Source organism: Bacteroides hominis (assembly GCF_033042785.2).
In the GTDB taxonomy this organism is placed as follows: Bacteria; Bacteroidota; Bacteroidia; order Bacteroidales; family Bacteroidaceae; genus Bacteroides; species Bacteroides hominis.
In genome coordinates this window covers 3273539-3296829 of sequence record NZ_CP178829.1, presented here as the reverse complement: position 1 = coordinate 3296829, position 23291 = coordinate 3273539, and the positions used below count along the sequence as shown (strand labels likewise).

The following is a 23291-nucleotide window of genomic DNA, read 5'->3' as shown; positions in this document are numbered from 1 at the left end:
GCATGAGAATCGTCTATTATCTTCCGTCGCTCTATGCCCCAGGTGGACTTGAACGTATCATTACGTTCAAAGCCAATTACTTTGCAGAACATCTGGAAGGTTACGAAATCTATATCCTCACATCAGAGCAAGTGGGACGCCCCATCTATTATGATTTGTCGCCCAAAGTGAGGCACATTGATCTGAACGTACCTTTCGACTGGCCTTTCAATCAATCACGTGTCAGTAAACTTTTAAAGTACCCATATCGCTACAGGCTTTTCAAACAACGCCTCAGTAAAACACTGACAGAACTAAGACCCGACATCACAATTTCAACCCTGAGAAGAGAACTCAATTTTATCTCAGGTATCTGTGATGGAAGTACAAAAATCGGAGAATTCCATGTCACACGCCATTCGTATGGAGTGGGAAGCAAAGAGTATGGTAAATCAATAGTAGGGAAACTCAGAAGATATTGGGAAAAAGCATTTTTAAAGCATCTACAACAACTCTCTAAAGTAATAGTATTAACTCTTGAGGAAAAGGATTTTTGGCCGGAACTTACCAATCTTTGCGTCATACCCAATCCTATCATTACTCCGACTGATCTACAATCGGACTGCACTCAGAAATATGTAATAGCGGCCGGAAGATACGCTCCGCAAAAAGGGTTCGACTTACTAATAAAAAGTTGGTCCATCGTATCTCAAAAACATCCGGACTGGACGTTACGCATCTATGGTGAAGGCATACTGCATGACAAATTGCAACAGCAAATAAATCAGGAGGGCATTGACCGGACTTGCTTTCTGGAGCCTACCACCCCCAACATAGCTGATAAATATTGCGAAAGTTCAATCTTTGTACTCTCCTCCCGGTTCGAAGGGTTCGGAATGGTCATAACTGAAGCGATGTCGTGCGGAGTCCCACCCGTGGCATTCGCATGCCCCTGCGGGCCCCGTGACATCATAGAGCACGGACTGAACGGACTCTTGGCACAACCGGAAGACATAAACGATTTAGCCACGCAAATAAACGACCTGATAGAGCATGAAGACAAACGAAAAGAAATGGGACGAAATGCCCGCATACGTTCAGAACGCTTCCGAATGGAAACTATCGCGCAGGAGTGGAAAACATTATTTGAAACATTAAAAGTAACAAAAGAGTAAATGATGAAGTGGTATACAAAATATTTGCAAGTATACGAAAAACCTTTTGCTGAAGCACCGCAAAATGTCATTGACGAAGTTCGTGAGAATTTGAGAAAGCTACAGTCGGATTCTCCGGTTGTTACAGTCTCCGTCATAGGATATAACGAAGAGAAACGTCTATTGGCAAGCCTGTGGTCCTTAAGTGAGATGAAGTGCAAATATCCGGTGGAGATTATCGGGACAGACAATGATTCTAAGGACCGGACGGCAGAAATCTATGAAGCGACAGGGGTACCATATGCGATAGAATATCAACACAGCTGCGGACACGCCCGGCTTTGCGGATTAAATCGTGCGCGGGGAAAATATCACATTAATATTGATTCCGATACTTTGTACCCTCCGCACTATGTCGAGACAATGGTTAACGCATTAGAGCGTCCCGGAGTTGTGGCGGTAAGTTCACTATGGAGTTATATACCCGACAAAGAACACTCCCGGACCGGATTAAAAGTATATGAGTTTCTCAGGGATATTCATCTATGGATACAATCAATCAAACGCCCGGAATTAAGTGTAAGAGGACTGGTATTCGCATACCGCACGGATTACGCCCGCCAAACAGGGATACGCACAGACATCAAACGGGGTGAAGACGGATCGTTGGCCTTACGGCTCAAAGAGTATGGAAAAATATACTTTATACGTAAAAAGAAGGCACGTGCGGTCACAGGATATGGCACCATAAGTGCTGACGGATCATTAGCCGGCAGTTTCAAAGTGCGGGCGATCAATGCTCTCAGAAACATAGGAGGAATATTCACCTCCCGAAAAGAATATAAAGATGAAGACGACAACCTGATTCAACCTAAATAAAATTAAAATAAAAAATACTATGATCACCGTACAAATTCTTTTCTGGCTTGCCCTCTTCCTCGTATTCTATACCCACTTGGGATACGGAATACTGCTTTACACACTGGTCAAGCTCAAAGAACTCACTGTGAAACCCGTCAAGCGGCAACTCCCGCCCGACAAGCTGCTGCCGGACGTGACACTTTTTATCACTGCCTTTAACGAAGAAGACGTTGTGGACGAAAAAATGCGCAACTGCCTGAAGCTGGACTATCCCGAGGACAAATTGCACATTGTGTGGACCACCGACGGAAGCAACGACTCTACCAACGAACGACTGAAGGCATGGCCGCAAGCCACCGTCCACTTCCAACCCCTGCGGCAAGGAAAAACCGCTGCCATGACACGGGGGATGACACTGGTGGACACGCCACTTGTGGTATTCACCGATGCCAACACAATGCTGAACCGGGAAGCGATACGCGAAATCGTGTTGGCTTTTGAGGATCCGGGGGTGGGATGCGTGGCCGGAGAAAAACGCATCGCCGTGCAAGAAAAGGATGGAGCCGCAGCCGGTGGCGAGGGCATATACTGGAAATATGAATCGACACTGAAAGCACTGGACGCACGTCTCTATTCGGCTGTGGGAGCCGCAGGCGAGCTGTTTGCCATACGCCGGGAGCTGTTCACGGTGATGGAACCGGATACACTGCTGGATGACTTCATCCTGTCGCTGCGCATCGCCATGCAGGGATATAAGATAGCCTATTGCACCCGGGCATATGCCATCGAAAGCGGATCGGCAGACATGGGCGAAGAGCAGAAAAGAAAGGTGCGCATTGCCGCCGGCGGACTGCAATCTATCTGGCGGCTGAGGGAACTGCTCAATCCCTTCCGTTACGGAGTGCTGAGTTTCCAGTATATATCACACAGGGTGCTGCGGTGGTCGGTGGCCCCGGTGCTGCTGTTCGCCTTGCTCCCGCTCAACGTTGCCATACTGCTGATGGGGGGCTCTCCTATCTGGTACGGCACCATTCTGGCACTTCAGGTATTGTTCTACATTTTAGCGATGGGAGGCTATTACCTGTCTGCCCGGCAAATAAAAAACAAGCTGTTATTCATCCCATATTATTTCCTGTTTATGAACATTAACGTGATGAAAGGTGTTAACTACCTTCGTAAAATGAAAGGAACAGGAGCATGGGAAAAAGCCCAAAGAACGAAAACAGAATCCTTAAACCAATAAACCGAACGAAGCATGGATAGAATACTGCATGACGTAAACAATGCCCATAAGATATTGCAACTGACAGCTGACACACTGATCTTGGTGGACAAAAACGGCACGTGTCTGGACATCGACCCGCACAGCGATTTGTGGTTCCTGCAAGAAGACAGGCTCTTGGGAAAAAATCTGTTCAATCTGCTTCCCGACCATACCTTCCAGAAACTGCTGCCGGACTTCCGCCGGGTGACCCAACAGGGGATAACGGTGAACCGCAACTACAGGCTGCCGCTGGAAGGAGGCGAAACGTACTACTTCAAATGCATCATGCAGCCGTATGACGGCGACAAGGTGTTGTGCCAATATCGTGACATCACGGCACGGAGCAACGTAAAGCTGCAACTGGAACGTACGAATTACGAACTGAAAGAGATACAAAAAGCGGCACAGATAGGGCAATGGAAATATTCATCGCGCGAAAAGACATTCTATTATCGGGGATACAACGGAATAGTATGTACGGAAGAAGAGCGGAGCATCAACTTTCAGGATTATTACGAGACCATTCTGAGCGAAGATCTGCCTGCCGTGAACACATGGATGGAGGCAAACCGCCGTAAACTGGTAAAGGAGTACATCGAATACCGCATTCTGCTGGAAGGACAGGTATACTATATGCGCCAGCAATGCTACCTGAGGGGTGAAGAAGAAGACGGTAACATCATTCTGGAAGGATATATACAGAACATTACGGACATCCAGCGGAAGAGGAATGACATCAACACGCTGACGCATGCCATCAACAATGCCAAAGAAAGTATTTATGCGGCACGGAAAGACGGCACGCTGATATTTGCCAACAGACAGTTCAGGCTCAACCACCGGATCGCGGAACAGGCGGACCTATCGCAAATACGGATTTTCGACATTGTAGGCGACATGGACAGTCCGAAGGATTGGGAAGAACGTTACCACAGCATACGGGAAGGACAGAATTTCAACTTCCTGGCCTACCACCCGCTGAAGGATGATAAAAACACATTGGCGTTTGAGGGTACGATGTACAGCGTGACAACGGATGACGGAGAGGAAACCTTTTGGTCGTTTACACACGACATATCGGAACGTATACGGTACGAATCGCAGATAAAACGGCTCAACCGCATCATGGATACCACGATGGAAAACCTCCCGGCGGGGATCGTTGTGAAGGATATAGAGAATGATTTCCGGTATATCTACCGAAACCGGGAATCGTATAACCGGGATATCAGCGCGGAAAACGCCATCGGTATGAACGATTTCGATTATTATCCGCTGGAAATGGCACAGCAGAAACGGAAAGAGGATATGGAAATTGCCAATACCGGAAAAGGGATGCACTGGATCATGGAAGGTAAAGACAAAAATGGCAATCTGCTGATTCTGGACAAACAAAAAATCATAGTAGAAAGTGAAGACTTCTCGCCCATCATTGTCAGCATCGAATGGGACATTACTCAGCTGGAACTGATGCGCCGCGAACTGATGGAATCGAAAGAGAAAGCAGAGACGTCGGATAAACTGAAGTCGGCCTTTCTTGCCAATATGAGCCACGAAATACGGACACCGCTCAACGCCATCGTAGGATTCTCACGCATCATCTCGGAGAGCGAAAACCCGGAAGAGCGAAAAGAATATTATGAAATAGTGGATGCCAACAACGAACGGTTGCTGCAACTGATCAATGAAATACTGGATCTGTCGAAAATAGAATCGGGCATCGTGGAGTTCACTTACGGACCGGTAAAGCTGCACACGCTTTGCAAAGAGATTCATGATGCACATGTGTTCCGCTGCCCGCAAGGAGTGGAACTGAAATTCGACTCGCCGGACGAAGCTTTGAGCATTCACTCGGACAAGAACCGGATTTTCCAGGTATTCTCTAACCTGATAGGAAATGCATTTAAGTTCACGACACAAGGCAGCGTGAGCTACGGCTACAGGCAAGAAGCCGAAAAAGTGGTATTTTACGTAAAAGACACCGGACTGGGCATCGAACCGGAGAAGTTGGGACGGGTGTTTCAGCGCTTTGCCAAGCTCAATAACTTCGCTCAGGGCACGGGGTTGGGACTGTCGATATGCAAGACTATCATCGAACGTCTGGGAGGAGAAATATCCGTTTCTTCGGAAGTGGGGACAGGTACTACATTTACCTTCTGGCTGCCTCTGGAAAGCGTAATGCAAGATGTGAAGGCCGATAAGGAAGAACGTCGGGACGGAGAAACCGACGACCGGCAATATCCGGAAGCCGACGACCGGACAAAAGAGCCGGCGGGAAGCAAGGAGGAACGTAAATCCATGGAAGTAACGGAGGCGGAAACCGATAAGGCTACCATCCTGATAGCAGAAGATACCGACAGCAATTATGACTTGCTAAATGCGATTCTGGGCAGGAAATACCACCTGGTACGTGCCAGAGATGGCATGGAAGCTGTAACCATGTACGATGAAGCGGAACCAGACCTGATATTAATGGATATAAAAATGCCCAATCTGGATGGGCTGGAGGCTACCAGGATCATCCGGCAATTGTCCGCAGATGTACCTATCATCGCACAGAGTGCTTATGCTTATGAATATGACCGGAAAGCTGCCGAAGAGGCAGGATGCAACGATTTCATCTCGAAACCGATTGCTCAGGAAAAGCTGAAGGAGATGATAAAGAAATGGTTGAGATAAAGAACCTCACCACAAGTTCACCACAGAGGACACAGAGGACACGGAGTTTTTATTTTCCAGGTTTATAGAAAGATCTTAAATTCTTCCTCTGTGAACTCTGTGTCCTCTGTGGTGAACTTATGGTGGACTAAAATGCAGAATTTAAAACAATGGGAAAGAAAGCCGTATCCAAATTATTTTATTATACCTCTGTCGCACTGACTTTTGCTTTGGCTGGTGTCACCGTTACCGGAGCATTTGCCGGGCATGTTCCCCCGGAAAGTTCGACTTTAATACCTTTTATCGGGCTCTTGCTGTCGGGGCTCTTGCTGATCAACCTCGCTGCGGCCATCTATTGGGGCATACGCCGCCGGTTCTGGATAGTCATTCCGCTGATAGCCATAGCTGCCAACTGGCAATATCTGGGACGGATATTCCAACCACCCTTTCCGGCGGAAAAAGGAAATGGAAGAACTTTGAAAATAGCGACGTATAACGTAGACAGTTTCGGTAACGAGCAATCGGGGTACTCGTGCAAAGAAATCGCGAAATACATGGAAGAGCATCAAGTGGACATCGTCTGTCTTCAAGAGTTTGCCGCTAACCGATATTTCACCGCAGACAGCATACGAAACACTTTTGCAAACTGGCAATACGTCATTATCCCGCAAGCTCCGGACAGCATCTCCATCCTGCAGATAGCTTTATTCAGCAAATATCCGGTGAAGGACAGCAAACTGATCACTTATCCGGACTCAAGGAATTGCAGTATGTGGTGCGACCTGGACGTAGACGGACAAACGGTTCGTGTTTTCAATAACCACCTGCAAACAACGGAGGTCAGCCAAAATAAGCGCAGACTGGAAAGGGAACTGGCTAAAAACGAACTGACAGGCAGAGAGGAAGCAGCGGCCAGGCAATTGTTGGAGGGACTCAACGAGAACTTCAGGAAACGTGCGGCACAGGCAAAGACTTTGGAACAATTAATCCGCACCACCCCCTACCCTATACTGGTTTGCGGTGACTTTAACTCTCTCCCATCGTCCTACACATACAGTACCGTGAAAGGTGACAATCTTCAAGACGGATTCCAGACTTGCGGACATGGGTACATGTATACGTTCCGGTACTTTAAACGCCTGCTGAGAATCGACTATATTTTCCATTCCAAAGAATTTAAAGGGGTAGACTACTATTCGCCTGACCTCGATTTGTGCAGTGATCATAATCCGGTAGTGATGGAGGTGAAGATGTAAACGGGAGTGTATCAAAACGCCTTTTCACCACAGATCACACAGATTATCACAGATACCATAGATTAAAAATATTAATAATCAACGAATTAAGCTCGTTCTATGTTACTCTGCGTCCTCTGTGGTGAGTTTCACCCCCATAACTCTCTCGTTATAATATAAAAGAAGGCCATCCTGATTACTCAGAGCGGCCTTTCTTATTATAAATGAATTAGTTTCCTTATTCTACTTTCTTCAAGGAGTCTGCAACATATTCAAACTGTCCTTTACCTGTCACTTTATACTTAATGGTATATTGTGTGGTAGAAGAACCGTCGTAAATGGCGAAGTTAATTGTATAGAACACATCTACACCTTCCACAACATCCGCACTACCATAGATTGCTTTCAATCCCGGAAGGAATGCTTCTGGCAAACGTTCGAACATCAACTTAGTAAGATCGGCATCTGACATCGAGCCATAAGCGGCAGCATTTTGTTCTCTCCACTTCGCCGGGCGGAAATCAAAATTGTTCTGATAAGCAGAGCTACCATAATAATATTCGTTATTACTCTTACCGTTAAATATAGGTGCATATTCTTGTCCCTTATTGGCAATCACCCAATCGGTAATGGTCTGATAGAATGCAGCAGTTTCTGCATCGCCCTTTTCTGCCTTCAAAGTAACCACAGTGCTCGGGTCAAAGTTCCACTTACCGTCAGACAGTACAAACTGCTCTGTCTTATCAACAATACGTGTATTCAGTGACCACCTTGTAGTTTCAGCCGAGTATGTGTATTCATCGCTATAAATCTTCAATTCGGTACCATTATAATATCTGTAAATCACTACACGTGCATCGCCATCAACAGGATATGCTACCATCTTAGACAAATAAGCAGGCAGATAAGTAACAGCCGGAACTTCTGAAGTAAAGTAACGTTTGCTCTGTCCCATATCTCCGTAATCAGCGTATGTCGGAACATATACGTTATTGTTCTTATCTTTCCAGCTCTTACCATCGTACACTTTCACTGCGTAAGCAGGAGTAGAAAGACTGTTAGCCGGGATAGAAGTACCTACCATGATGTTATCAATCTGATAAGTAGTAGTCTTTTTATTGGCACCATCACCTACATACTTAAAGGCTACATAAACCTTCTTGCCCGCATAAGCTGATAAAGATAGCTTACCGGCAGATGCAAATGTACCGTAACCGCTTGTCGGCTTGGTAGGGATGTTGAAATCCGAAGTTACGTCAGTCCAACTGGCGGCATCGACATTCTTACCATCGAAATTCTCTGAAATAAGAACGGACAAGCAGCTGGCATTATAGTATCCCACGGTCACATCAAAACCAAGATAATCACCGGCAGCAACAGAAATAGCAGGAGTAACCATCCAGCCGACGCATGCTCCTTTCGTACCGTTTGCCGAATACTGAACATACTGGTTATCATCATAAGAAGTGACTTTCCACTGAGTGCCACCGGTAGAGCTGATAAACCATCCATCCAAGGATTTCAGTTCACCCGTCGCAACAGCCTCAAAATTCTGCCACATCAACGGATTCTCCAACTGTCCCTCGCCCAACTTATAGTCAACGAAAACAGCAGTTCCTTTTTCAGCATCTTTAAACTTCTCGTTCAATATCTTATACATTTGGCCTTCAGTCTTTTCATTCAGATAAGGCGCAAACGCATCCTCACCATAAACCAACTTGTATTCGGCATCCGTCGGTTTCAGATATTTCACCGAAGCATACTCAGACAGCAAAGAAGACATCGCTTCTTTGTACTTATAAGTAATCTTTGCACTCGAGCCCTTATCGGCGGTGTAATACTTATCAAGCAAGAAAGCAGGGATATAGGTAGCTCCTGTAATCTTCTCTGTCAGATAAAGATTGGTCTTGATGTTCTCAAGATCTTTAGATACACCACCTGCTTTGGCGATATCTTTATTAGTAGAGTTCGTACTGATAGTTGCATAATCAGCATCAGTCAGCGTATATTCTATCTTCATCAAATTCGTCGGTTGGGTCATCTCGTCCAATCCTTCGAAGTTGTCATCATTATATTTACAGCCGGACAGCAGAATCAACGATACCGCTACAGGCATTAATAGATTTCTATTCATAATTTAAACTTCCTGTTTTAGATTAGAAATTAACTTTTAATCTCAAGCTATAAGTACGGCCAAATCCGTAGAACACATTATAAGCGGTCTTCCAGTCGTGATTGCTACCATCTGTAGCATCAGAAATATAAGTCTGATCGAATAAGTTGTTCACGTTACCTGACAGCACTGCATTCAACTTACCAAAATTGAATTTATAACTTGCGTTCAAGTCGAATGTGCTTGCTGACGGAATACGCCAGGGAGTAGAAAAGTCTTTTTCACTGTTCATCACCAGGTCGTTTGAGGTTAATGCCCAGTCAGCATAGTTACGTGCGTATAAATTCCAGTCGATACCCAGACGAATGGCCTTATCAATCTTGAAAGTAGCACCCAAAGCAGCAGTAGTCTGTGCCGATCCTCCCACTTTCACATCTTTCAGGTTCAGTTTCATTGTACCCGGTTCCAACCCATTGGCTGCGGCATTAACAAGAACTGTTATATCCTTACCATCATTTCCCTTAATAGATGCACTGTTTACAAATTGACCTTCAACAGTGAAACTTCCTGATGCATTGCTATCCCAGCGCCAGTTACCGATAGAGAACATACCGCTCAAATCCAGCCATTGGAAAGGTCTTGCAACAAAATCAAGTTCAACACCCTGGTGTAAGGCGTTTACACCTTGCATATTGATAACAGATTTGGTAGAAACCAGCTTACTTGCATCATAAGGCTCGCTAAGACTACCTTCGTAGTAATTATTAATATCTTGCGAACGAGTAGTAGTCTTATCCATCCAGCGAGTGTGGTAAGCATTGACATTCACCGTCAAATACGTTGAACGGTAACCATATCCGATTTCGAAAGAGAAAACTTTTTCGTTTACTGCATCCGGATTAGTCGCATTGCTGGTAGTTGAATTCAGAAAAGCACCGCCCGAGAAGAAAGGAGCACGGCTGATATAACCGATATTAGCAAAAACGTTATGATTTTCGGTAAGGTTATAATTCAAACCTCCTTTTGCATTCCATCCGATAAAGTTGGTGGTTTTTGATTTAGCGTGTGCCTTGTCATAATAGAAGCGGTCATAACGCCAGTAACCGGTATTAGAAACCGAACCGGAAATGAAAGCACTCAGCTTATCTCTGTTGTATTCACCCTGGGCAAACACACCTTCAGACATTACATAACCATCGTAGTCACGATAAACCACATCACCCACTTTCAACTTCTGATTTACGAATGCCGAACCGGCAGCAGCAGCGGCATTGTTGGAAGTAAGCACATTGGTTCTTGAACTGGAATCTACATAAAAGTCCCCCCCATAGAGGTCAACCAATTCATTCGTATGCGTACCTTTATAATAACGGTAGTCTATACCACCATAAAAATCAAAATAGTCACCAATCTTGGTTGTATAAGTAGAGAGCAGACCATACCAGTTATGGAAGTTCTTAGACTTCGACATAGCCATAACCGAACCGTTCTCGCTGGCTTCGTTCAAAGCATAGATTTCATCATAAGCAAATGTTCCGTCAGCTTTACGGAATGTCATATTCAGCTTTCCACTGTTACTACCATACCAGTTGCTACGATCAGCACTGGTCAATCCCTGACCGGAATAACCATATCCACGACCGATAGAAGCATACAAGGCTGTACTTAAGCTTGATTTATCATTAATCTGCCATAAGTGGTTCAACGACAACTGAGGTTTATTATATACATTATATGCAGATGATTTTCTTTGTCCATTCAATCCAAAACCGTAAGTAGGATTATAACGATAAGGCTTTTCACCATTCATATAGTTTTTAGCAACTTCTTGCCATCCCTCGATAGTAAGTCCGTCTTTATTTCCACGCTGATTGTGCCACTGAGGAGCAGCAAAAGCAGTAAATGACAATTGATGATTGTCGTTGAAACGTTTTGTGATATTCACAAACCAGTTATAAGCCTCGTAGTCGGTTCCCTGGATATAACCATCTGCCCAGGTCTTACCTCCCAAAAGGGTCATAGCCCAACCTGACTTAGTCAATCCGGTAGATACCTTGAACAGGATCTTGTTTAATCCGTCATTACCCATACCATAAGATACGAAACCGCCCTTATTGGCATCAACTGTATTTGTCACGATGTTGATAGAACCACCCACAGAAGGAGCTGCTACCTTTGACGCACCCAAACCACGCTGTACCTGCATGCTACGAGTCACATCACTCAAACCGGCCCAGTTAGACCAGTAGATACCACCCCACTCCATATCATTCATCGGAACACCATTAATCATCATAGCAGAGTTCTCAGTCTTGAAACCACGTATGTTTACTTTGGAGTCACCAAAACCACCACCTTGCTTAGTTGCATAGATACCCGGAGTTGACTTCAGAACTTCAGGAAATTCCTGCGTTCCGAGTTTTTCTTCGATAAAGACGGGGTCAACTGTTGATACAGCTACCGGAGTTTTACGCGAAACAGCAACGGAAGATGTAATGATAACGTCGTTCAATACCATTGCATCCGGTGCCATTTTAATCACGCCCAAATCTTCAGTACCCCCTTTGTGGGTGATCTTCTTACTGAAGTCTTTGTAGCCAAGGTACTTGATAAGCAGTGTCGAACCGGAGGCAGCTTTCTGTGTAAACTCACCATCCAGGTTAGTCACACTACCTTGGGTAGTACCGACAATCGTTACGGCTGCACCAATCAATGGCTCACCTGTTTCCGCATCCACAACTTGACCTTTCACTGTTACCTGGGCAATAGCCGTAGCGGCAGAGCATACCGTCAGTACTGCAACCAGCAGGAAATGAATTAGATGTCTTCTCATAATTCTCTTTGTTAGTTAATAGAACTTGTTAATTAATAAATTGTAAATAAACGTTTTGGAGCACAAAGGTAATTAATATTCTTTATATATACATTACAAAGATGCTACAATTTTTTAAGAGAGATAAACATATTATAGCTCTATGAAACAAAAAAGCCCCGCAATTAATTTGCGGGGCTTACACATTGTTAAGTATTAGTCAGCTATCAGCTTTCTATATCTCACGCGCTTAGGCTCTTCGTTGCCAAGCCGTTTCAATTTATTCTCTTCGTATTCCGAGTAAGAACCTTCAAAATAGAACACGTTCGAATCGCCTTCAAAAGCAAGAATATGAGTACAGATTCGATCGAGAAACCAACGGTCATGCGAAATCACAACGGCACAACCGGCGAAATCTTCCAAACCTTCTTCAAGTGCACGCAAGGTATTGACATCAATATCATTGGTCGGCTCGTCGAGCAATAATACATTTCCTTCTTCCTTCAATGCCATGGCAAGGTGCAAGCGATTACGCTCACCACCGGAAAGTACTCCACAAAGCTTTTCCTGATCAGCACCCGAAAAGTTGAAGCGTGAAAGATAGGCGCGTGCGTTAATGTCACGCCCTCCCATGCGGATCAAATCATTTCCGCCGGAAATTACCTGATAAACACTCTTATTCGGATCAATATCTTTATGTTGCTGGTCTACGTAAGCCACCTTCACGGTCTCCCCTACTTCAAATTCACCCTTATCAACTGTTTCCAGTCCCATAATCAAACGGAAAAGAGTTGTTTTTCCGGCACCATTCGGACCGATAACTCCCACAATACCATTGGGAGGAAGCATGAAGTTGAGATCGTCAAACAACAGTTTATCACCGTAAGCTTTAGCCACATGTTTAGCCTCGATCACCTTATTACCCAAACGAGGACCGTTCGGTATGAAGATTTCCAGTTTCTCTTCTTTTTCTTTCACGTCTTCGTTCAGCAATTTATCGTACGAGTTCAAACGGGCTTTGCCCTTAGCCTGACGTGCCTTGGGTGCCATACGTACCCATTCGAGCTCACGTTCCAGAGTTTTGCGACGTTTGCTGGCAGTTTTCTCTTCCATTTCCATCCGCTTGGTTTTCTGCTCCAGCCAGCTGGAATAATTACCCTTCCAGGGGATACCTTCGCCACGGTCAAGTTCAAGAATCCATCCGGCCACATGGTCAAGGAAATAACGGTCGTGTGTCACAGCAATTACCGTACCTTCGTATTGCTGCAAATGCTGTTCCAACCAGTCGATAGACTCAGCATCCAGATGGTTGGTCGGCTCGTCGAGCAATAAAATATCAGGTTTTTGCAATAACAAGCGGCAAAGCGCCACACGGCGACGTTCACCACCCGAAAGATTAGCCACAGACTGATCTTCGGGCGGGCAACGGAGAGCATCCATTGCACGTTCCAGTTTACTATCCAGATTCCAGGCATCCGTCGCATCAATAATATCCTGCAATTCCCCTTGCCGTGCAAAAAGTTGATCCATCTTGTCCTGATCTTCATAATATTCAGGCAAACCGAACTTCTGATTAATTTCTTCGTATTCGTTCAGTGCATCAACAATGGGTTGCACACCTTCCATTACGATTTCTTTCACTGTTTTAGTGTTATCCAGATAAGGCTCCTGTGCCAGATAGCCTACTGAATATCCGGGAGAAAAAACCACCTCTCCCTGATAAGACTTCTCCAGACCGGCAATAATCTTCAGCAAAGTAGATTTACCCGAACCGTTGAGACCGATAATACCAATCTTAGCTCCATAGAAGAAAGAAAGATAAATGTCTTTTAGCACATTCTTGTTAGGTTGGAAAGCTTTGCTTACTCCCACCATCGAGAAAATTATTTTTTTATCGTCAGCCATATATAAATAATGTGTATTGATATTTATGGCACAAAGATAACAAAAATGTTCGGAATTTATTTGCAATTATAAAAAATAGCTCTATCTTTGCACCCGCTTAACAGCAATAAAGGATTGATTCGCTAGCTCAGCAGGTAGAGCACAACACTTTTAATGTTGGGGTCCTGGGTTCGAGCCCCAGGCGGATCACATAAGAACAAAGCCAAACGGCGACAAAAAAGAGACAAGTCCTACAATATCAACGTATTGTAGGACTTTTTTTATTGTTTCAGTCTTGCTTAAAAGACAAAAAAGGGGCACGAAAAGACACGGTTGAGTATCCAAATCGTACCCCCTTCCCCAAAAAACGATTAGGGGGTACGATTGTCGGAAAATGGCTTACTTTTGACGTGATTTGTCCATACTCTATTTATCTCATTTACAGTGATTAAAATTAGTTTTGCAATCTAAAAAAAGTGAGATTATGAAGAATGAAAAAAGTACTTTCAGCGTATTGTTTTACCTGAAAAAAGACAAGATGAAAAAGAATGGTTTAGTACCCATTCATGCCCGTATCACAATCAACGGCAAACAGACCCAATTCAATACCAAGTTAGAGGTCTTAGAAACTAACTGGAAATCCGGCAGAGCCATAGGTAAAGCAATGGAGATACAAAGGCTTAATTCCATGCTGGACGACATCAAAGCAAATATCCGTTCCCACTTTCACAATCAATTAATGCGGGATAGCTATGTTACACCCGAAAGCGTGAAAAATGCACTATTGGGAAAAGAGGAAGAAGCAAATACCATTATTTCTTTTTTCACCCAGCACAACGACCAATACAAGAAAAAGGTCGAAGCAGGAGAAGCCACACCCAAAACGTACAGCCGATACGAACTGACAAAGTTACGCTTAACCCAATACATGAAAGATGAATATCGTGTATCGGATTTGCCGATACGCCAAATCAACAAAGTATTTATTGAGAATTTCTACCTGTATATAATAAAAAACCACGATTGTTCACCCAATACGGCAATGAAGTTTATCCAGCGTTTCCGCACGGTGGTAAACTTTGCAGGATTGATAACAGCCGCCCCGTTTGCCAATTATAAACTGAAATTCGAGTATATAGAAAGAGGGTATCTTGACAAAGACGAGATAAGCAAGATATGCAATAAGGATTTTGCTTCAAAGCGATTGGAGCAGGTACGGGATATTTTCATTTTTAGCTGCTATACTGGACTTTCATACGTGGATATATGCGAATTAACCAGTAACGACATACATTTGGCATTTGATGATAATCTGTGGATTATAAAGAAACGTCACAAGACTAAAGTAACATCAAACATCCGCTTGCTGGATATTCCTAAAGCAATCCTGAACAAATACGAGGGGAAACTGAAAAACGGTCAGTTGTTACCTACAGTCAGCCATGCGGGGCAGGAACAGTATATCGCCCCCGTGCAACGTTTCTTCGCGGAACAGGCTGCTTGTTCTTGGCAGAATACAATATAATTCACACCCTTGTTCTTATTGCTAAATGTTTCACCGATTGAATAACATGCTAATAAAAAGTTGCAATTATTCGGTGTCTCATCACATGGTAGTAATAATTTGTTGTTTTTGCTCATGGTCACTCATTTATTTCTTTTTATTCCCGGTTTCAAATGCGCCCCCAGACTATTAAGGCAGAACCTTAGATAATACTGGATGGCACATATCTGAATGTTTGGTAACCGAAATACACCGAAAGAGGGTTAGTTCTCACTTCCAGAGACATCAGGTTCCAGATGGTGTATGGATATTTTCCTTTCAAATTCAGCTAACAAGTCATTGACTTTTTTTATTAGTTCTGTTTTATCATCATCGACAAGAAAAGCATAAGTAATACTGTTCAGAACAAATGATTTTATTTCTTCATACGAGAATCCATAACGTAAAACTGCCAAGGTATATTGCTCCGTGAGCGAGGTGCGCAGAATGCCGGGGTCGTCCGTGCAGAGAATCACGGGCACTCCCGCCTTATGATAGAGTGCGACGGGATGTTCCGAGTCCTTCACGCCGAGGATGAACTCATTGCTCGTCAGGTTTATTTCTACCGGAACCGGGCTCTCTGCCATCGTCTACAACAACGCGTCGCTGTCCTGCTCGAACGGCAGGTCTACGCCATGACCGATGCGCCGCACCCGGGCCGTGTTCACCGCCTGGCCGATGTGATAGGTCAGGTGTTCGGGGCGTCCCAGCCCCAAGGTCAGCTCTCCGGCATGCAGCGAAGTGTTCACCGTGGGGAACTCCCGGGCAAGCCGGGCAAATATCTCCATGTGCAGCCGATAGTAGAGCATGGACTTCTCTCCGTTTTCCGCCGCCACAATGTTGCAACCGGTCAGCAGCTTGCCCTCGTCTTGCACGCATGCTTTGTGCACCACGTAGAGTTGGGCAAACACCTTGAGGGGCTCGCTGCCGCACGAACTGTATCCCTGATAGCGGCACACTACCTTATTCGTATCCACATCACGGAGGTGGCTCTCCAACTCATTGCTCAGCTCGTCCAGTTTGTGTATAAAGTCGATATAAGTGCCTACAACCGTGTCTGCGTTTTTGTAGAACAAGTCGAGGATTTCGTTAAACACTTTCTGCAAATCCTCGCCATACGTTCCGCTTTTCACACAGTCTTTCAGCCGCTTGTCCAGCTTCGCGTACTCCGCTCCCAGACAACAGTCCGTGGGCACGCTGGGCGAAGTGGCCATCACTTCCAGATATTGCACATTCTCCTTCACTGCCCGCACTTTCAACTCGTGCATCAGATAGGCAAGGTTTTTCACATCCCCCGTCAGTGCCGAGAGCAAACCGAACGTACCGAAGAAGTATTCGTCCGGGCCCAGCGGATATTTGTAGGGCTGGAAGTTGCGGATGCTCCATTTGTCGATAAGCGCCATGCGGTAGTTGTGCAGGTCGTCCATGTCTTTGGAAAGCCGGATGGTTTCAATATCCACTGGCTTTTTGGCATAGAGACGGCCCGTTTCCGGATTGACGAACATTCCTTTGCTTGCCGCCAGCTCGAAATAGGTTTCGGCATAAGCCGATCCGGTCAGGTGGTTGTGAACGTCGCCTCCTTTGGGCATGGCGGTGAAGAACTGGCGGAGTGCCGCATGGTTGCCTTTGATACTTTCAAAGTATTCCTGCACCTCTTTCGGAGCATTAATCCTATTCTATTTTCGTCATAATTGTTTCTTTTTTAAAGTTTATAACCTTTTTCGAGAATTGTTGTTCGTCCTGTAGCTGTGTGTCCTCCTTTCTTTGGCGGGACGGGGGTTAATAAATCGTTTTATCTCGCAGCTTCCGCACGCAGGCCGCTAAAAGGCCAGCACGGCACGGACTTTATAGGTATCGGTTTTGGGCTTCGTGTCATAGTAGGGAGAGGCAAGATTTACAAACCAGACAACAGTACTCGATTCGTAGCTGCTCCAATACTCCCCGGTAAGCTCATCCCCGGCTGCCTTATCAATCTGGGGATTGATTTCTTTGAGCATCTTCAGATCCTTGTAACAGTCAACAAAACCAGTAGGCATACCGAAACACAGCGTGGCAAGCTCATATATGCCCGGTAAGAACCACCCGCTGCTGCCTGCGGGCGCGGGGTGCTCGCCAGCATAAGTGGCTATCGCATTGCGGGCCGGAAAGGTGGTGTCGCTGTGCCGAGAGCCGTACAGTGCCATTAAACGGGATCTGCAATAACCGAAACCTGTATCGGATTTCTGTATTTCTTCCCAATCGGCCTGCTCTCCGGTTGTGAATTCGTTGAATGAATCGGCCCAAGCATAAGTAGACTTAGTCGCCCCCTGTTCGGTGGCCCACACCGCCCTCTGAGAGGCATCGTGCATCGCAACGACCATGCCGTGCACACACTCTGGATGGTCGTGCATCAGCAGGTGGTCGCCTGCTTTGTCGCCGGTCGGCGTCCAGTGTATCCCCTTGTTTTCACCCACCCAGAAGACTACGCCGAGACAACTCTTCCGTAGTTCATCACGGGACAGGTTGCTAACTTCATCCCCGGGCAGGATGCTGCCGTCCTGCATATAGTAGTCACCCGCCTTTAACGACCGGGACTCTTCTGTCACCTTACTGTCGCCAAGCGTGTGAACGGTGTATTTTCCGGGCTGAAGATTTAATTGGGAATAGTAAAAAATGAAAGTCTCCTTAGCTCCGTTGTAGTAATACTTATACGATCCCTGAACCGAGCCCGCGGTTTCTTTAGTGTTCACCAGCAGGCGGGCCGTACAGGGGTTCTCCTGCCAATATGAATTTTCACTGATCACCGCCGTGTAGCGGTAATAACTCTTAGAAATCTCTCGGCCGTCTATCTTTTCGGTATAGTTATATTTCGTAGCAGGCACCTGAAGGATGAGCAGGGACATGCGGTGTTCCATCGCGAAGCTGAGCGTGTGGTTGTTATACACGCCACGGGCCGTCATCAGGTCGGAGGCGGTGTATTGGGCGTAGGTACTCTGGTTGTCTTTAACAGACCAAGCCTCGACTAAAAGCTTAAAGAAGTCTTTGTCGCCGGGCGATACCTTGCCGTTCATATCGCTATCGTTCCGGTAGGGATAATAGGCATGATAACTCTTATCGGGTGAGTAGAAAAGCTGAGAAGCGCCGGCAGGCAGCGTCCACTTGCCTCCCTGTAGGGTAAGGCAGAGGTTTTTCACCTCCAGGGTTCCGTCCTTCACCACGTAGAGGCCGATGCAGTCGCCTTCGGTGAAGACAGTGCTGTAACCGCGTTCCTGGGCGCGGGTTTGCCCGGTGGCGTACATGCCGCCGTCGCTCACGGTGATGGTGAGGGGGCGGGCATCGGGATCAGTGCCGGCAGGGGGCAGTTCGTCCAATGCGTCGGACGTGCATGCCGCCAGCATCAGGATGAGGGCGCAGGCCAGGGATGCTGCCGGGGGAAATATGGAATGATGTTGTTTCATACGGTTTCTTTTTTATTGATGAATTTAGTTGCTACTGTTCTACTCGACCGGCTGCCACGTACCTCCTCCTTCTTCCATGTCGATATTTTCGATACCTTCCGAGGTCACGGTGAGGCGGTACTCGTACATCTTGCCACTGAAGAAGTTCGCTTCGCCTGCGGCGGGGGTGTAGTAGAAGGTCTTTCCTCCGATGACTATTTTCACGAACTTCCGTCCCGACATATTTTGGGGAGGAAGCAGGGCGCGCACGGTGCGTACGTAGTCGGCGGCGGCAGGGGTCACTTCGTTGGGGGTGATGTGGTCGGTGCCGGGGCGCACTTGCCCTGCGGTTCCATTGCTGGTATTGACGCTCCCTCCCGTGCACGTGAGGTTTTCAAAGGTTACAGTGGCGCGCTGCAGTTCATCGTCGGTCACGCCGTTGCCCACTTTGAGGTGTACCACCACTTTAGCCGTGACGTGGCGGAAGACGAGGGTCTTATCGGGGGACGTTACGGTGATGCGGATTTTGGGAGCAACCATGTAGTCGCTATCCTGATATCCTTCATTGCTCTGGTCGGCCAGTACAGAGAATAAAGAAGAAGCTGTCGGCGAACGATATATTCCATAAATCTCCTTTTCTTCATCCGGGCTTTTCCAAGTGCAGCCGACATCATTTGTAATCAGCTTTCCATCGGAATCGACGTCGAGGGATGATGCCAAAGTCATATCCCCGAACTTAATCCGCAGATCCACCACTTCTCCCCCTTCCCACCTATTTTCAGTGGTAACCCGTGTCTGGGCGTTGGCGGAGGAATATCCCTCTACGGCGGCGTAGAGTTCCAGCGGCACGCCGCCTTCGGGCCATGCCGCGTCGTCATCGCCTGTGCAGGCAGCCAAAACCAAGGCTGCCCACAGGTACATTATATATATTGGTATGTTCGTCTTCTTCATTTTTTTCTTTATATTTATTGTTTATGGGTTACTCCTGAAATGCAGAGCCTTCTACGGGTGCGCCTATGGTTTCCCAGTCCTCGATTTCGGTTTCCAGCCTCAGTTCCTTATAGTCCACGGTTATCTTATAGATGTACCGCTTGCCGCTTTGCAGCTCCAAGGCATCTCCGGCGGGGATTTTGTAGACGAAATTCGTGTTGTCTGCCAGCTTCACGCGGATGAAGACGGTGCCTGCGGTTAGTTCCTGGGGCACCACGATGGCTTCGGCGTACTGGAGATTGGTGGCGTTAAAGTCTGTCGTCACCACCGTGGGGATGGTAATCGGAGCGGCGGGGTTGGGGTCGGCAGCAAGGGCTACCATCGCCTGGCGTTCGGCCTCGTTACTCATGTCGGCGGCTTTCTTGGGGGTGAAGGTGGCCTTCAGGGCGGTGTTCTCCAGGGTCACGGTGGCACCGGTGAGGTCGGGGGCGCCGTTGCCGCGCTTCAGCACTACTTCTACTTTAGATAGCAAATGGTAGAAAGTGAGAGCCACCTTAGAGGCGGTGGGGGCCACGTTCCGCTTGGTGGAATAGAGCAGGTCGGAAGCGGCGTAGGCGGTTTTCGTGGTCTGGTCGGCCTTCACTTCGTGGGACACCGATGCGGGGAAGCTGTCTCCCACCGGGGCAGGGTTGGCATGGATGGCATAGATGTTCACGGGGTCGGGCGAGATGTAGTACATATCGGTGGCGTAAGTGAAGCCTCCGGTGCCGTCGGCGGTGAGCACGTTGTTCCGGTAGAGGGGGAGGTTTTTGCTGTCGTCCACCCAGGCAGATACTTCCAGTCCTGCGCCAAGCTGTGTGTCGAGGCCGTAGGAACGGGTCTGGGAGGTGATGCCGCTGGTGAGGCGGATTTCGCCGTTCCAGTTGTCGGTGACTGCTTCGTTGTCGTTGTTGCAGGCGGCAAGCGCAAGGGCTGCTGCGGCAATGATTGATAAGTTTCTAAGTTTCATAATCTTACTTTTTTTAGTGTTATTGATTCAATTGTTCGTCTCCATTCCTGCCGAGCCTTCTTCACTGTTGCCCGGTGTCCAGTCGGTAATGATAGCGGAAAAGTCCGCTTCCGTAGGCGTCTCTACTATTTTCCCGCCCAAAGCAAGTGGCTTATGCTTGTCGGCGTTGAAGGCGGCAAGCTCCGTGGTGAGATCACTGTCGAGGGTGACCGGCCCGGGATTTCCTCCTGCAAAGTAGAGTTTGGCGTTCAGCTTCTGCTGCTCACCTGCTACGCCGAGCAGACGCACCGTGGCCGCCCATTTTCCAGCATTGGCACCTTCTGTCACTTTCGCGAACGCCAGTACCACGTTCAGCGGCGTACCGTGCGTACCGTTGTCCATATCCAGCGTCGAGGCAACCCCCGAAAGGTAGCCTTCGATTCGCTCTATCCTATCCGTGGTGTTGCCCGTCGGCTCAATGAAAAGCGTCAGCCGGCGTATTTGCTGCTGCATCGCAACGGTAAGGGTGTGGTCGGTGTCCGCTTCTATCGTAGTTTCCGTCACGCCCGTAAACAACCAGTCCGGCATCTCCTGCACGAAGGGACCCGCTCCGGCTACGTTGCCCGAAGCCCCGGCGACGGTTGCCACGCTGCCGCTCATGGTGATATGCTTCGGCATGTTGTAAACACACAAGTGGCAAACACCCGGCTCAAAAAGGCGGTCGAGCGTGTTGGTGACATCGCTCACGGTAGCCATGTATTCACCGGATGCCACCGTGTAGTTTGCCGGTATATCCACGCCCGTCGTGCGTCGCATCCAGTCTGTTGTCAGGATGATTTGCCCTTTGTCAGGATGCGGAGTGTTGTAAATCGGGTCTTTCACATCACAACCCGCAAGGAGAAGAACTGCCGTCCAGATACAAAGTAATGTAATCGAATTTTTCATATATCGTATTTTTATAGTTCTACTTATTTGCTGCCAATCGTCCACACGAGGCTGATGCCAGCCTGTGTCGGTCCCCATAGGTTCTTTGTTCTGTTCCGTTTCTTATATACACGTATGCCATCGGTCATGCCGAAACTGTCATATTCGGAACGGGTGTAGCCCAGACCGAGGTTGAAGTCGATGGAGAAGCCGCGGGACAGGTAAAGCTGGTAGCCCACGGTCAATCCCGCATTCCACAGCTTGCCCTGATAGCCGGTATCCTTTGAAACGATACCGCCCAACATATACTTATATAGGTTATACTCCCCATAGCTGCCCGATATCCCTGCATAGAAACGCTTTTTATCCCAAAGATACCGGCGCACTTCGGGGTTGACGAGCCACATTTTCTGCACTTTGCCGCTGCTACCGCCCCACCATGTGAGACCACCGTCGAGTTTAATGCCGACATGCTCATTTATCCGCCATTCCACGCCAAGCGTAGGCAGCAGCAGGGCGTCATACAGCAGGTTTGTGCGCACTGCAAAGCGATAAGGTTTTTCCGTTTCCCGGATGCGTTGCTCCGATACGGGGGCAGGCTGTTGTTCCACTGTGGAGGGTTTGGATGGTTTCTCCACGGCAATTTCCGTTTTTTGTTCTACGGTTACTTGTTTTTGTTGGGGTTCTTCCCATTTTACTTTTTCTTGGGCGGGCATCGTCTCCGATGTAGCCTTAGCCGAAGGGATACGGAGTGTCACTACCACCAAGTCTTTATTATTATGATACGCACGCGCGTAATTGGCGGTGATGAAATCCGCTTCTTTCAGCCCTTTCTGCGTGATAAGTTCCGACTTTACCCGGTTGGCGCGGGCGAATGCCGTGTTCAGGTTCTCTTTTGCGGTGGGCAGTGAGGCGCAATAGCCATCTACATAAACGGGCATTCTACCTGCCGTAATCTCCGCCCTGTGTTTGTCAACCAGCATGTAGAGCCGTTCCAATTCCGCCTCGTTACCTTTGAGGGAAAACATTTCCTCACCCGGAAGAAAGCGGAAAACGACCACTTTATCCGGTGTCTCTTGTTTATCCGGTGCCTCTTGCGCGTAAGCTCCTATTCCGGACAATAAAGCCATCAGAAGCAAAGCCAGTAGTTTTTCTTGTAATTGTTTCATAAAGTTCATTTGTTATATGTATATTAAATGAAATAGGTTATCTCTATCCGCGATATCTGTCTCTTACAGTCAGTCGTACAGCCATCGTTTTTTTCCCCTGCCATGGAAGATTTAACAGCTTCCGACAGTTCTGCTTTAATCACCTTTTCCATCATTTCTTTTTCTATGCGTGTTCGTTCCAATTGTTTAGCTAAACAGTCCTGCTCACGGATGCCTTTCGCTATATAATAATTGCACTTCTCAACTATCTTCCGGCAATGCAAAAAGACCAAAGCCACAATTGCCAGCGAGCAGAAAACAAGCCCCAGTGCGATAAGGAAAATGTAATTGTCCATAGATATTTCTTTTTCTTGGTGCAAAG

The 23291-nt window shown here is 47.0% G+C and carries 17 protein-coding genes and 1 tRNA gene; 7 read left to right on the top strand and 11 right to left on the bottom strand.

All coding sequences use genetic code 11. The features are described 5' to 3' along the window. The first annotated feature begins 2 nt into the window (after window positions 1-2). From R3O62_RS13720 to R3O62_RS13700, 5 genes are all read left to right on the top strand, one after another. Window positions 3-1154, top strand: a complete 1152-nt coding sequence (locus R3O62_RS13720) for a glycosyltransferase family 4 protein (RefSeq protein WP_186992550.1) — start codon at window positions 3-5, stop codon at window positions 1152-1154. A gap of 3 nt (window positions 1155-1157) precedes the next feature. Continuing rightward, a complete protein-coding gene (locus R3O62_RS13715; RefSeq protein ID WP_005776892.1) occupies window positions 1158-2012 on the top strand; it encodes a glycosyltransferase family 2 protein in 855 nt (284 codons plus the stop codon). Window positions 2013-2031: 19 nt separating this feature from the next. Further along, window positions 2032-3237 carry a glycosyltransferase family 2 protein gene (locus R3O62_RS13710; protein ID WP_005776891.1) on the top strand — a complete coding sequence of 402 codons (1206 nt, stop codon included), beginning with the start codon at window positions 2032-2034 and terminating at the stop codon, window positions 3235-3237. 12 nt (window positions 3238-3249) lie between these two features. Then, window positions 3250-5937, top strand: coding sequence for an ATP-binding protein (locus R3O62_RS13705; RefSeq protein WP_317473027.1), 2688 nt, complete (start codon window positions 3250-3252; stop codon window positions 5935-5937). 149 nt (window positions 5938-6086) lie between these two features. Continuing rightward, window positions 6087-7172 (top strand): endonuclease/exonuclease/phosphatase family protein, encoded by a 1086-nt coding sequence (locus tag R3O62_RS13700; protein ID WP_032540613.1) that lies wholly within the window; start codon window positions 6087-6089, stop codon window positions 7170-7172. Between the two features lie 217 nt (window positions 7173-7389). Here the strand turns inward: R3O62_RS13700 and R3O62_RS13695 are convergent, their stop codons facing one another. The 3 genes from R3O62_RS13695 to ettA form a co-directional block, all read right to left on the bottom strand. After that, window positions 7390-9285: a choice-of-anchor J domain-containing protein gene (locus R3O62_RS13695; protein ID WP_317473028.1), complete on the bottom strand. Its 1896-nt coding sequence runs from the start codon at window positions 9283-9285 to the stop codon at window positions 7390-7392. Window positions 9286-9307: 22 nt separating this feature from the next. Next, window positions 9308-12097, bottom strand: a complete 2790-nt coding sequence (locus R3O62_RS13690) for a TonB-dependent receptor (protein WP_022011057.1) — start codon at window positions 12095-12097, stop codon at window positions 9308-9310. A gap of 195 nt (window positions 12098-12292) precedes the next feature. After that, a complete protein-coding gene (gene ettA, locus R3O62_RS13685; RefSeq protein WP_005776885.1) occupies window positions 12293-13981 on the bottom strand; it encodes an energy-dependent translational throttle protein EttA in 1689 nt (562 codons plus the stop codon). A gap of 116 nt (window positions 13982-14097) precedes the next feature. On the opposite strand from ettA, the gene R3O62_RS13680 reads away from it, so the two are divergent. Together R3O62_RS13680 and R3O62_RS13675 are read left to right on the top strand one after the other, a co-directional pair. Further along, window positions 14098-14170 (top strand) — tRNA-Lys (locus R3O62_RS13680). 274 nt (window positions 14171-14444) lie between these two features. Beyond that, the gene (locus R3O62_RS13675; RefSeq protein WP_317473670.1) at window positions 14445-15485 is read left to right on the top strand and encodes a site-specific integrase; all 1041 of its coding nucleotides are present in this window, start codon (window positions 14445-14447) and stop codon (window positions 15483-15485) included. Window positions 15486-15727: 242 nt separating this feature from the next. Here R3O62_RS13675 and R3O62_RS13670 read toward each other — a convergent pair whose 3' ends face one another. The 8 genes from R3O62_RS13670 to R3O62_RS13635 form a co-directional block, all read right to left on the bottom strand. Then, complete coding sequence (locus R3O62_RS13670) at window positions 15728-16090, bottom strand: hypothetical protein (RefSeq protein ID WP_050503200.1); 363 nt, start codon at window positions 16088-16090, stop codon at window positions 15728-15730. A gap of 3 nt (window positions 16091-16093) precedes the next feature. After that, window positions 16094-17155, bottom strand: coding sequence for a hypothetical protein (locus R3O62_RS13665; protein WP_050550888.1), 1062 nt, complete (start codon window positions 17153-17155; stop codon window positions 16094-16096). A gap of 168 nt (window positions 17156-17323) precedes the next feature. After that, window positions 17324-18940, bottom strand: a complete 1617-nt coding sequence (locus tag R3O62_RS13660) for a fimbrillin family protein (RefSeq protein ID WP_317472869.1) — start codon at window positions 18938-18940, stop codon at window positions 17324-17326. A gap of 39 nt (window positions 18941-18979) precedes the next feature. Continuing rightward, window positions 18980-19870, bottom strand: coding sequence for a fimbrillin family protein (locus R3O62_RS13655; RefSeq protein ID WP_186993248.1), 891 nt, complete (start codon window positions 19868-19870; stop codon window positions 18980-18982). 28 nt (window positions 19871-19898) lie between these two features. Further along, window positions 19899-20858 (bottom strand): fimbrillin family protein, encoded by a 960-nt coding sequence (locus tag R3O62_RS13650; RefSeq protein ID WP_269109685.1) that lies wholly within the window; start codon window positions 20856-20858, stop codon window positions 19899-19901. Between the two features lie 27 nt (window positions 20859-20885). Next, window positions 20886-21782: a FimB/Mfa2 family fimbrial subunit gene (locus R3O62_RS13645; protein ID WP_269109684.1), complete on the bottom strand. Its 897-nt coding sequence runs from the start codon at window positions 21780-21782 to the stop codon at window positions 20886-20888. 23 nt (window positions 21783-21805) lie between these two features. After that, complete coding sequence (locus tag R3O62_RS13640; protein WP_188520449.1) at window positions 21806-22930, bottom strand: DUF3575 domain-containing protein; 1125 nt, start codon at window positions 22928-22930, stop codon at window positions 21806-21808. Between the two features lie 23 nt (window positions 22931-22953). Next, window positions 22954-23265: a hypothetical protein gene (locus R3O62_RS13635; protein WP_032536399.1), complete on the bottom strand. Its 312-nt coding sequence runs from the start codon at window positions 23263-23265 to the stop codon at window positions 22954-22956. Window positions 23266-23291 lie beyond the last annotated feature (26 nt).

What these genes read in the sequence shown, in the direction of transcription:
- R3O62_RS13635 (WP_032536399.1), bottom strand. Translation starts at nt 23,265, where the DNA reads ATGGACAATTACATTTTCCTTATCGCACTGGGGCTTGTTTTCTGCTCG.
- R3O62_RS13670 (WP_050503200.1), bottom strand. Translation starts at nt 16,090, where the DNA reads ATGGCAGAGAGCCCGGTTCCGGTAGAAATAAACCTGACGAGCAATGAG.
- R3O62_RS13700 (WP_032540613.1), top strand. Translation starts at nt 6,087, where the DNA reads ATGGGAAAGAAAGCCGTATCCAAATTATTTTATTATACCTCTGTCGCA.
- R3O62_RS13720 (WP_186992550.1), top strand. Translation starts at nt 3, where the DNA reads ATGAGAATCGTCTATTATCTTCCGTCGCTCTATGCCCCAGGTGGACTT.
- R3O62_RS13715 (WP_005776892.1), top strand. Translation starts at nt 1,158, where the DNA reads ATGAAGTGGTATACAAAATATTTGCAAGTATACGAAAAACCTTTTGCT.
- R3O62_RS13650 (WP_269109685.1), bottom strand. Translation starts at nt 20,858, where the DNA reads ATGAAACTTAGAAACTTATCAATCATTGCCGCAGCAGCCCTTGCGCTT.
- R3O62_RS13695 (WP_317473028.1), bottom strand. Translation starts at nt 9,285, where the DNA reads ATGAATAGAAATCTATTAATGCCTGTAGCGGTATCGTTGATTCTGCTG.
- R3O62_RS13640 (WP_188520449.1), bottom strand. Translation starts at nt 22,930, where the DNA reads ATGAAACAATTACAAGAAAAACTACTGGCTTTGCTTCTGATGGCTTTA.
- R3O62_RS13710 (WP_005776891.1), top strand. Translation starts at nt 2,032, where the DNA reads ATGATCACCGTACAAATTCTTTTCTGGCTTGCCCTCTTCCTCGTATTC.
- R3O62_RS13705 (WP_317473027.1), top strand. Translation starts at nt 3,250, where the DNA reads ATGGATAGAATACTGCATGACGTAAACAATGCCCATAAGATATTGCAA.
- R3O62_RS13645 (WP_269109684.1), bottom strand. Translation starts at nt 21,782, where the DNA reads ATGAAAAATTCGATTACATTACTTTGTATCTGGACGGCAGTTCTTCTC.
- R3O62_RS13655 (WP_186993248.1), bottom strand. Translation starts at nt 19,870, where the DNA reads ATGAAGAAGACGAACATACCAATATATATAATGTACCTGTGGGCAGCC.
- R3O62_RS13690 (WP_022011057.1), bottom strand. Translation starts at nt 12,097, where the DNA reads ATGAGAAGACATCTAATTCATTTCCTGCTGGTTGCAGTACTGACGGTA.
- ettA (WP_005776885.1), bottom strand. Translation starts at nt 13,981, where the DNA reads ATGGCTGACGATAAAAAAATAATTTTCTCGATGGTGGGAGTAAGCAAA.
- R3O62_RS13675 (WP_317473670.1), top strand. Translation starts at nt 14,445, where the DNA reads ATGAAGAATGAAAAAAGTACTTTCAGCGTATTGTTTTACCTGAAAAAA.
- R3O62_RS13660 (WP_317472869.1), bottom strand. Translation starts at nt 18,940, where the DNA reads ATGAAACAACATCATTCCATATTTCCCCCGGCAGCATCCCTGGCCTGC.